Origin of the sequence: Cellulomonas gelida, assembly GCF_006538725.1 — a bacterium.
Lineage (GTDB): Bacteria > Actinomycetota > Actinomycetes > Actinomycetales > Cellulomonadaceae > Cellulomonas > Cellulomonas gelida.
In genome coordinates this window covers 80303-89700 of the sequence record NZ_BJLQ01000013.1, presented here as the reverse complement: position 1 = coordinate 89700, position 9398 = coordinate 80303, and the positions used below count along the sequence as shown (strand labels likewise).

11 protein-coding genes are annotated in these 9398 nt (G+C 73.0%); 7 read left to right on the top strand and 4 right to left on the bottom strand.

Annotation, left to right across the window (positions count from 1 at the left end; translation table 11 throughout):
* Positions 1-249: 249 nt before the first annotated feature.
* The 5 genes from CGE01nite_RS08120 to CGE01nite_RS08100 are packed head-to-tail and all read left to right on the top strand — an operon-like array spanning position 250 to position 3860.
* Entirely contained in the window at positions 250-1047 is a 798-nt protein-coding gene (locus CGE01nite_RS08120; RefSeq protein ID WP_048342324.1) for an SDR family NAD(P)-dependent oxidoreductase, read from the top strand.
* Positions 1048-1074: 27 nt separating this feature from the next.
* The gene (pyrE, locus tag CGE01nite_RS08115; protein WP_048342325.1) at positions 1075-1653 is read left to right on the top strand and encodes an orotate phosphoribosyltransferase; all 579 of its coding nucleotides are present in this window, start codon (positions 1075-1077) and stop codon (positions 1651-1653) included.
* Between the two features lie 24 nt (positions 1654-1677).
* The gene (locus CGE01nite_RS08110) at positions 1678-2526 is read left to right on the top strand and encodes a hypothetical protein (RefSeq protein ID WP_141370131.1); all 849 of its coding nucleotides are present in this window, start codon (positions 1678-1680) and stop codon (positions 2524-2526) included.
* Positions 2519-3259 carry a hypothetical protein gene (locus CGE01nite_RS08105; protein WP_141370129.1) on the top strand — a complete coding sequence of 247 codons (741 nt, stop codon included), beginning with the start codon at positions 2519-2521 and terminating at the stop codon, positions 3257-3259. The genes CGE01nite_RS08110 and CGE01nite_RS08105 overlap by 8 nt, the downstream gene beginning before the upstream one ends.
* Positions 3260-3290: 31 nt before the next feature.
* Positions 3291-3860 carry a LemA family protein gene (locus CGE01nite_RS08100; protein WP_048342327.1) on the top strand — a complete coding sequence of 190 codons (570 nt, stop codon included), beginning with the start codon at positions 3291-3293 and terminating at the stop codon, positions 3858-3860.
* A 143-nt stretch (positions 3861-4003) separates the two neighbouring features.
* On the opposite strand, the gene CGE01nite_RS08095 is transcribed toward CGE01nite_RS08100, so the two are convergent.
* The 4 genes from CGE01nite_RS08095 to CGE01nite_RS08080 form a co-directional block, all read right to left on the bottom strand.
* Positions 4004-4783, bottom strand: coding sequence for an SDR family NAD(P)-dependent oxidoreductase (locus CGE01nite_RS08095; protein ID WP_141370127.1), 780 nt, complete (start codon positions 4781-4783; stop codon positions 4004-4006).
* A gap of 148 nt (positions 4784-4931) precedes the next feature.
* The gene (locus CGE01nite_RS08090; protein ID WP_141370125.1) at positions 4932-5825 is read right to left on the bottom strand and encodes a YwiC-like family protein; all 894 of its coding nucleotides are present in this window, start codon (positions 5823-5825) and stop codon (positions 4932-4934) included.
* A 56-nt stretch (positions 5826-5881) separates the two neighbouring features.
* Complete coding sequence (locus tag CGE01nite_RS08085; RefSeq protein WP_048342329.1) at positions 5882-6658, bottom strand: HAD-IIA family hydrolase; 777 nt, start codon at positions 6656-6658, stop codon at positions 5882-5884.
* The gene (locus tag CGE01nite_RS08080) at positions 6655-7395 is read right to left on the bottom strand and encodes a VTT domain-containing protein (RefSeq protein ID WP_048342330.1); all 741 of its coding nucleotides are present in this window, start codon (positions 7393-7395) and stop codon (positions 6655-6657) included. The genes CGE01nite_RS08085 and CGE01nite_RS08080 overlap by 4 nt, the downstream gene beginning before the upstream one ends.
* A 219-nt stretch (positions 7396-7614) precedes the next feature.
* On the opposite strand from CGE01nite_RS08080, the gene CGE01nite_RS08075 reads away from it, so the two are divergent.
* Entirely contained in the window at positions 7615-8658 is a 1044-nt protein-coding gene (locus CGE01nite_RS08075) for an NAD(P)H-dependent flavin oxidoreductase (RefSeq protein ID WP_141370123.1), read from the top strand.
* Between the two features lie 64 nt (positions 8659-8722).
* On the top strand, positions 8723-9364 hold the full coding sequence (locus tag CGE01nite_RS08070; protein WP_048342332.1) for a TrmH family RNA methyltransferase: 642 nt from the start codon (positions 8723-8725) through the stop codon (positions 9362-9364).
* Positions 9365-9398 lie beyond the last annotated feature (34 nt).

Here is a 9398-nt window from a genome sequence, read left to right as displayed (position 1 = left end):
CGGCGGCTCGTCGGGCCACGGCTCGTCCGCGAGCCGGTCCTGAGGCGAGGTGTCGTCCGGGTGCACGCGCCCACCCTACGAGCCCTCACCCACACCTCCTCCCGCTCGTCCACACCCTCCCGACGCCCGGGGGCCACGTCCGCGCGTCACGGGAGCCGGAGCCGGACCCGGTCCTGCCCCCGAGCAGGCACGGGCGAGCGACACGCGTCAGCGAGTGACCCGGCGCCCCGGCGTCCGTAGGGTGGCGGGGTGGGAATCGCACTCGTCACCGGCGCCAGCGCCGGCCTGGGCCTGGAGTTCGCCTGGCAGCTCGCGACGGCCAAGCACGACCTCGTGCTCGTCGCACGCGACGAGCAGCGCCTGCAGCGCCTCGCCGCACAGCTCGAGGCGGGCGCGGGCATCCGCGCCGAGGTCCTCGTCGCGGACCTCGCGGACCGTGCGCAGGTCGAGCGCGTGGCGGACCGGCTGCGCGACGACGAGCGTCCCGTGGGCCTGCTGGTCAACAACGCGGGCCTCGGGCTCAACCAGCACTTCGTCGGCGGCGACCTGGCACGCGAGGAGGCCGCGCTCGACCTGATGGTCCGCACGCCGCTCGTCCTGTCGCACGCGGCGGCCGAGGCGATGGTCGCGCGCGGCCGGGGCGCGATCCTCAACGTCGCGTCGATCGCGGCGCTGCTCGCGTCGGGGACGTACTCGGCGCACAAGGCGTGGGTGCGCACGTTCACCGAGGGGCTCGCGGTCGAGCTCAAGGGCACGGGTGTCACGGCGACCGCGCTGTGCCCGGGGTTCGTGCACACCGAGTTCCACGAGCGCGGGCGCATCGACGTCTCGGCGTACCCGCAGGTCGCGTGGCTCAACGCGGAGGACGTGGTCGCCAAGGCGCTCGCGGACGTGCGCCGCGGCGTGGTGATCTCGACGCCGAGCCTGCGCTACCGCACGGTCGCGGCGGCGGCCCGCCTGGCACCCCGCAGCGCGATCCGCGCAGTCGGGCGGTACCGCAAGGCGGTGGAGGGCACCCCGCGGCCTGTGGACGAACCTGCCGGGTGAACGCCTCGTCCCGGTAGCCTTCCCGGCGTGACCGACGACGCACTCGCGGCCAGCCCGCGCGACCAGCTCCGCCAGCTCATCACCGACCTCGCCGTGGTGCACGGCAAGGTCACGCTCTCGTCCGGCCGCGAGGCCGACTACTACGTGGACCTGCGCCGCGTGACGCTGCACCACCGTGCCGCGCCGCTCATCGGCCACCTCATGCTCGACCTGCTCGAGGAGGTCGGCCTCGGCACCGCGGAGGTCGACGCGGTGGGCGGGCTGACGCTCGGTGCCGACCCGGTCGCGACGTCCGTGCTGCACGCCGCGGCGAGCCGCGGGCAGGACGTCGACGCGTTCGTGGTGCGCAAGGAGGGCAAGGCCCACGGGCTGCAGCGTCGGATCGAGGGACCGGACGTCACGGGCCGACGAGTCGTCGTGCTCGAGGACACCTCGACGACGGGTGGCTCCGCGATCACCGCGGTCGAGGCCGTGCGCGAGGCGGGTGGCGAGGTCGCGGGCGTCGCGGTCATCGTCGACCGCGGCACGGGCGCGCGCGAGGCGATCGAGGCGCTCGGCGTCCCGTACCACTTCCTGTTCGACCTGACGGACCTCGGTCTGGCCTGACCGGGCGCGCAGGGGGAGACGACGATGCCCGCGTGGCTGACGCACCGACGCCTGGGTTGGGCCGCTGCGGGCGGCGCTGCGTTCGTGATCGTCGTCGGCCGCATCGCGGGGGACGGGCCGCTCCTCGACGCGCTGAGCGTCCTGTTCTGGCTGTGCGCGGGCACGCTCGTCTACCTCGCATACACCTCGCAGTCCCGGCGGCACCGTGTGCTCTCGCGGGCGGTGGAGCAGTGGGCGCAGGAGCGAGGCTGGGCGTACGCGCCGCGCGACGACTCGGTGCTGGCGGTGCTGACGGGTTCGCCCTTCGAGCCGGGGTACGCGAGCGGTGAGCACATGGCGGTCGACGTCGTGCGGGCGTGCCGCGTGACGGGGACGCCGTCGTGGGGCGGCGCCATGCTGAAGGGGGACGCCCGCAAGGGTCGCGACACGATCTCGTTCACGTTCCGCTACCTGGTGCGGGAGAAGTACGGCCTGAAGGTCTGGGCAGACGTGCACGTGGTGGCGATCCGCCTCCCGGTCGCGCTGCCGAAGATGCAGGTGCAGCCCGAGGGCGTCGGCACCGCGGTGGCCAAGGCTGCCGGCGCGATCGACCACCTGATCGAGTCCGCGGACTTCAACGACGCGTACTTCGCCGGCGCCGAGGACCCGCGCACCGCGCACGCCATCCTGAACGCTCGCCTGGCTCAGCGGCTCCTGGAGCCGGATCTCGCGGGCGGGTCGTGGGAGATCGACCGTCGCTGGATCCGCACGTGGGACGCGACGGGCACGCGGGTCGACGTGCTCGACGACCGCCTGCGCCTGCTCGACACGGTCGTCGACCACATCCCGCGGCACGTGTGGCTCGACGCCCGTTCGGAGGCGCGTCGTGCCTGAGCCCGACACGTTCGTCGACGCCGGCTTCCTCGAGAGCGGACCGAACCCGGTGGTGCTCGTCCTGGCCGTCGGGCTCGTGCTCATGGGCGGCCTGCTGACCTGGTCCGTGATCTCGCACCGCAAGCACCAGAAGGCGCTGGACGCGTGGCTCGAGCCGCGCCGCTGGCACCGGCTCCCGGCGGACCGCTCACTCGTGAGCCGCTGGCGTGGCACGCCGTTCGGCACGGGAGACAACCGCAAGGTCGCCGACGTGGTCGCGGGGTCGTTCCAGGGCTACGACCTCCTGTCGTTCGTGTACTCGTACGAGACGTCGAGCACCGACAGCGACGGCAGCCGCTCGACGACGACGCACACGTTCCACCTCGTCACGCTGCAGCTCCCGGCGTTCCTGCCGGACCTGGAGGTCACGCCCGAGTCGGTGGGCTCGCGCCTGGCCACCGCGTTCGGGAAGGTCGACCTGGACGTCGAGTCGGACGAGTTCAACAAGCGCTTCGTGGTGCGTGCGACGGACCTGGCGGTAGGCCACGCGATCCTGCACCCGCGCCTCGTCGAGCGGTTGCTGCGCGAGGGTCGCGTCGCGTGGCGCATCGAGGGGACCACGCTCCTGACCTGGGCGTCGGGGCGCACGAACCTGCAGCGGCTGGACGCGCGCATCGCGCTGCTGGCCGCCATCGCGGACGCCGTCCCGCGACATGTCTGGCTGGACCACGGGCACGATCCCCTGGCCCGCTAGGCTCACGCCAACCCCTGGAGAAGGAGCCGTCGTGCCTGCTGGAGCCATCGTCGCGATCGTCGTGGTCGTGCTCGTCGTCATCGTCCTGCTGTGGGCAATCGCGCAGTACAACGCGCTGGTGCGGCTGCGGAACCTGGTGCAGGAGTCGTGGCGCCAGATCGACGTCGAGCTGCACCGCCGGCACGACCTCATCCCGAATCTCGTCGAGACCGTCAAGGGCTACGCCCAGCACGAGCGCGCGGTGTTCGACGAGGTGACGCGTGCACGCGCCGCCGCGGCCGGGGCTGGCGCCTCGGTCGCCGAGCAGGCGGCGCAGGAGAACCAGCTGACGCAGGCGCTCGGGCGCCTGTTCGCCGTCGCGGAGAACTACCCGGTGCTGCGCGCGAGCGAGAACTTCCAGCAGCTGCAGAACGAGCTGTCCACGACCGAGGACCGCATCGCCGCGGCCCGGCGCTTCTACAACGCCAACGTCCGCAGCCTCAACACGAAGATCGAGACCTTCCCGACGAACGTCATCGCCGGGATGTTCCACTTCGAGCGGGCCGAGTACTTCGAGGTCGAGGACCCGCAGGTCCGTCAGGCGCCGAACGTCCAGTTCTGACCCCGTCCAGTTCTGACCCCGTCCATGTCTGACCCCGTCCGGTTCTGACCCCGTCCCTGGCGACGAGGCCGGACCCACGAGACACCGAAGGGCCGGTCGCCGCGAGCGACCGGCCCTTCGCCGTGGCCCCAGCGGGCTGGAGGTCACATGGTCGTCGAGTCGTACGAGACGCCACCCGAGACGTCCCAGCCGCCGTCGACGAGCAGGACCTGCCCGTTGACGAACGAGCCCTCGTTGAGCAGGAACGAGACGGCCGCCGCGAGCTCGGCGGGCTGGCCCCACCGGCCGATGGTGGTCGTCGCGAGGCTCGCTGCGGCGCCTTCCGGCGTCGCGAGGAGCGCGGCGTTGATGGGCGTCTCGATCGTGCCGGGCGCGATGGCGTTGATCAGGATGCCCTGACGCCCGTACTCGACCGAGGCCTGACGCGTGAGCGCCTCGACCGCACCCTTCGACGCGGTGTACGACGCGAGCCCCTGCAGGCCCTTGTGCGCGGCGAGGGAGGCGATGTTGACGATGCGGCCGCCGCCGCGCTCGAGCATCGAGGGGATGACGGCGCGCATGCCGAGCCAGATCCCCTTCGCGTTGATGCCGAGCACGTGGTCCCAGGCCTCCTCGGTGAGGTCGACGACCGTGTCGGGGCTCAAGCGGTTGACGACGCCCGCCACCGCGGCCATCAGGTCGACCCCGCCGAACTTCTCGGTGATGGCGGCCATCGCGGCGTCCCAGTCGGCGGCCTTCGACACGTCGAGCGTGACGCCGAACGCGGTGCCGCCCGCGGCCTCGATCTGCGCGACGGTGTCGTCGGTGCCCAGGACGTCGGCGCACACGACGGCGTGGCCATCTGCGGCGAGGCGGATGGCGGTGGCTCGACCGATGCCGCTGTGCGCACCGGTCACGAGAGCGATCTTCTGGGTCTTGTCCATCGAGTCTCTCCTTCGTGCATGAACACCGCCGAGCGGTCCGGCTGTGGTCAATCCACGGTAAGCCGATGGAAAAGCATTTCCGTAGGACGAACGGACCGACCGCCGCGTCGGGCACGGCTCGGTCAAGCGCGGGTCGGCAGACCGCCGGCTAGACCGCCGTCGGGAGGCTGACGAGCGCCGGGGTGACGCACGCGATGGCGGTCACGACGAGCGTCGCGGCGATCTCGCCGAACCCGATCGCCCGGGCGCTGGGCCACGGCCGACGCTGAGGCACGAGGATCGCGCGCAGCAGCAGACCCGTGGCCCCCGCGACGAGCGCGCCGGCCACGGCGATGCTGCCGGCCTCGGCGCCGCGTGCCACGAGGATCGCGAGCACCGCGCACGCGAGCGCGACGAGCTCCGCGTGGTAGGCGATCGAGGCCGTCAGCACCGCGCGGTTGCCGCGTTCGCGCAGCAGCGTCTTGACGTAGGGAACGGTGCCGAGGAAGTACGCGGCGAGCACCGCGGTCGTCGCCCACACCGCGACGTCGCCCGCGCCGGGCGGCAGCCACGTGTCGGTGAGCCGCAGCGCCGAGGGGTTCGCGTCGCTCCCGAGCCCGGCCGAGACGACCGTCATGAGCATCGCCGCACCCACCGTCACGGTGTCGTTGAGCCACGACCGGTCGGCGCGACGGACCGAGCACGCGAGGCTCGTCGCGAGCAGCAGCGCGTAGACGGGAGCCCAGCGCAGCAGGCCGGGGGCGCTCGCGAGCAGTGCGCCGCCCAGGACGACGACGCCGATCCCGTACGCGCGCACGGGCGGCCAGTAGCGCACGCGGCGCGCGGCGCGCAGCCACAGCCCGGTCGCGTGGAACGCGAGGTAGGCGACGAGCCAGGTGACCAGGAGCAGCGCATGGCGCCAGGTGGCACCCGTCAGGACGGCCCCGACGACGACCGGGACGACGAGCATCGCCCAGGCGCCGTGCTCGCGCGGCACCCACCCCGGCCCGCGCCGACGCCGGTTCGTCGGCCTGGCGGGCGAGCGGGGCGCCGGTGTCGTCATCGGGCGAATCTCCCCAATGAGACGCGCCGCGGCGTGGGACCTAGGTCCCGGCGGGGTCAGCGCACGCGCTCGACCAGGTCCGCGACCGAGTCGACGATCTCTGAGGGGCGGAACGGGAAGCGCTCCACGTCCGCGGGCCGCGTCGAGCCGGTGAGCACCAGGAAGGTGCGCAGCCCGGCCTCGATCCCGGCGACGACGTCGGTGTCCATGCGGTCGCCGACCATCGCGGTGTGCTCGGAGTGCGCGTCGATCCGGTTCAGCGCGGACCGGATCATCATGGGGTTGGGCTTGCCCACGTAGTAGGGCTGACGCCGGGTCGCGGCCTGGATCATCGCGGCCACGGCACCCGTCGCGGGCAGGTCGCCGTCCACCGACGGCCCGGTGACGTCCGGGTTGGTGCAGATGAAGCGCGCGCCGCCCTGGATCAGCCGGATCGCCTTGGTGATCGCCTCGAACGAGTACGTGCGCGTCTCGCCCAGGACGACGAAGTCGGGCTCGGCCGCGGTGAGCGTGTAGCCGGCCTCGTAGAGCGCGGTGGTGAGCCCCGCCTCGCCGATGACGTACGCCGAGCCCGTGGGCATCTGGTCGACGAGGAACTGCGCGGTGGCGAGCGCCGAGGTCCAGATCGCCTCCTCGGGCAGGTCGATGCCGGAGGTCGCGAGCCGGGCGCGCAGGTCGCGCGGCGTGAAGATCGAGTTGTTCGTGAGCACGAGGAACGGCCGCTCGGCGTCCCGCAGCGCGCGCACGAACTCCGCGGCGCCGGGCACGGCGATGCCCTCGTGGACGAGGACCCCGTCCATGTCGGACAGCCAGGCCTTGATCTCGCGCGTCACTCGAACGACTTCCTCTCGATCTGCGCCCGCTCGCCGGGCTCGTCGTACCGCTCGTCGCGCTTCTCGGCGGGACCGCCGCGGCGCGCGCGCCAGACCTCGATCGCCATCGGCACGACGGAGATCAGGACGATCACGACGAGCAGCGCCTCGATGTTCTCCTTGACGAACGAGACATTGCCCAGCGCGAAGCCGAGCAGGGTCACGCCCACGCCCCACAGCAGCGCGCCCACGACGTTGTAGGAGACGAAGTGCCGGTAGCGCATGTTGCCGACGCCGGCCGCGACCGGGGCGTACGTCCGCACGATGGGCACGAAGCGCGCGACGATGATCGTCCGGCCGCCGTACTTGTCGAAGTACGCGTACGTCTGGTCGATGTACGACTGCTTGAAGAAGCGTGAGTCCGGCTTGTTGAAGACCTTGGGCCCCAGCTTGCGGCCGATGAGGAACGCGGTCTGGTCCCCGAGGAACGCCGCCAGGAAGATCAGCAGGCACAGCAGCCACAGCGGGAAGTTCAGGATGTCCTGCGCGACGAGCGCGCCCGCGGTGAACAGCAGCGAGTCGCCCGGCAGGAGCGGGAACAGCAGGCCCGTCTCGATGAACACCACGACGATGATGCCGAGCAGCGCGAACGTGCCGAAGGACTCGATGAGGTGCTCGGCGTTGAGGAAGTCGGGTCCCAGGGCGTGCAGCGGCCCGGAGGCAGGCGCGATCGCCGCGAGCGCGGTCGTCGTGAGCATGTGACCCAGCGTACGGGGCGGGCTGTGACCCGGCTGCGGGCCTGCTGTGCGCACTCTGTGCACGTCCGCGTGCAGCGGGCGGGGACGGGCCGACGAGCGCAGGCGACGCCCGAGGCGTGGACGCGGTGCTGACCGGGCCGGCCCGTCTGTGCTGGATTGGCCTCGCGACGTGACGACGCAGCCGTCGCGCACGCGCGGCTCAGCGAGAGAGGACACCCGATGAGCGGACGGCTCGAGACCTTGCTCGGCATCGACCTCCCGATCGTGCTCGGACCGTTCGGCGGCGTGTCGTCGGTCGAGCTCACCGCGACGGTGAGCCGGCTCGGCGGGCTCGGGTCGTACGGCCTGTACGGCTACGACGCCGAGCGGATCGCACGCACGGCCGCCGCGCTGCGCGCCGCGACGGACCGTCCGTTCGCGCTCAACCTGTGGCTCGCGACGGGCGACGAGGTCCGGCCCGGTGACGTCGACCTGACCGGCCCGCGCGCGGCGGTCGCGCCGTTCTTCGACGAGCTCGGGCTCGCGCAGCCGGACGAACCCGCGGCGTTCCTGCCCGACGTGGACGACCAGCTCACGGCGGCCCTCGACGCCCGCCCGGCGGTGCTCAGCCTGGTGTTCGGCACGCCGCCCGCGTGGGTGGTCGAGCGTGCGCACGCGAGTGGCACCCGAGTCGTGGGCACGGCGACGACGGTCGACGAGGCGCGTGCGCTCGAGGACGCCGGTGTCGACGCCGTGGTGGCGTGCGGCGCCGAGGCGGCGGGGCACCGGGTCTCGTTCCTGCACCGCGCGTCGGACGCGCTCGTCGGGACGTTCTCCCTGGTGCCGCAGGTCGTCGACGCGGTCCGCGTCCCGGTGCTCGCGGCCGGGGGAGTCGCCGATCGTCGCGGGGTCGCCGCGGCGCGCGCTCTCGGGGCGGACGGCGTGGTCGTCGGCACCGCGTTCCTGCGCACGCGGCAGTCGGCGGCGAGCGACGCGCACCGCGCCGCGATCGCCGCGACCCCCGCGCACGGCACGGTCCTGACGAGCGCCATGAGCGGGCGCCTGTCACGCGGCGTGCCGAACCGCGCCGTGCGGGAGATCGAGCGCTCGGGCCAGGTGGCGCCGTTCCCGGCGCAGAACTGGCTCACCGGGCAGTTCCGCGGCCCGGCCGGCGCACGGGACCTGGGCGAGCTGCAGTCGTTGTGGCTGGGGCAGTCGGCTGCGCTCGCGCGGCACGACGACGCGGCGGACGTGCTTGCCGAGCTCGCCGCGGGCCTGGCCTGACCGGGCCGGGCGACACGGGGCCGGTCGGCGAGAACCGGACGACCGACCGGACTACGTTGGCCTCGTGGAGGAGTCCGAGGTCGGGGTCCCTCCGTGGCCAGGGGGTCCGGAGGCGTGGCCGGACGACCCCCGCTACGACCCCGACCTGCTCGCCCACGGCGACCGCCGCAACGTCGCGGACCGGTACCGCTACTGGACGCTCGAGGCGATCGTCGCGGACCTCGACCTGCGCCGGCACGCGTTCCACGTCGCGATCGAGAACTGGCAGCACGACCTGAACATCGGGTCGGTGGTCCGTACCGCCAACGCGTTCCTGGCGGCGCGCGTGCACATCGTCGGACGCCGCCGGTGGAACCGCCGCGGCGCGATGGTGACCGACCGCTACCAGCACGTGCAGCACCACGCGAGCGTGGGCGAGCTCATCGCGTGGGCCAACGCGGAGGACCTGCCGGTGCTGGGCGTGGACAACCTGCCCGGCTCGGTGCCGCTCGAGGGGTACCCGTTGCCCCGGGCGTGCGTCCTGCTGTTCGGCCAGGAGTCCGTGGGGCTGTCCGAGGAGGCGCGTGCGGCCGCGGTCGACGTGCTGCACATCGCGCAGTTCGGCTCGACGCGCTCGATCAACGCGGGCGCCGCGGCTGCGATCGCGATGCACACGTGGGTCACGCAGCACGCGGGCCTGACGGCCCGCACCGCCGACGAGGGCTGAGTCCTCGCGGCGTGGGACGTCCATGGGAAGGACG

Excerpts from the sequence above, each read along its gene's own strand:
- CGE01nite_RS08110 (WP_141370131.1), top strand. The coding sequence starts at position 1,678 with ATGCCCGCGTGGCTGACGCACCGACGCCTGGGTTGGGCCGCTGCGGGC.
- CGE01nite_RS08095 (WP_141370127.1), bottom strand. The coding sequence starts at position 4,783 with ATGGACAAGACCCAGAAGATCGCTCTCGTGACCGGTGCGCACAGCGGC.
- CGE01nite_RS08090 (WP_141370125.1), bottom strand. The coding sequence starts at position 5,825 with ATGACGACACCGGCGCCCCGCTCGCCCGCCAGGCCGACGAACCGGCGT.
- CGE01nite_RS08080 (WP_048342330.1), bottom strand. The coding sequence starts at position 7,395 with ATGCTCACGACGACCGCGCTCGCGGCGATCGCGCCTGCCTCCGGGCCG.
- CGE01nite_RS08075 (WP_141370123.1), top strand. The coding sequence starts at position 7,615 with ATGAGCGGACGGCTCGAGACCTTGCTCGGCATCGACCTCCCGATCGTG.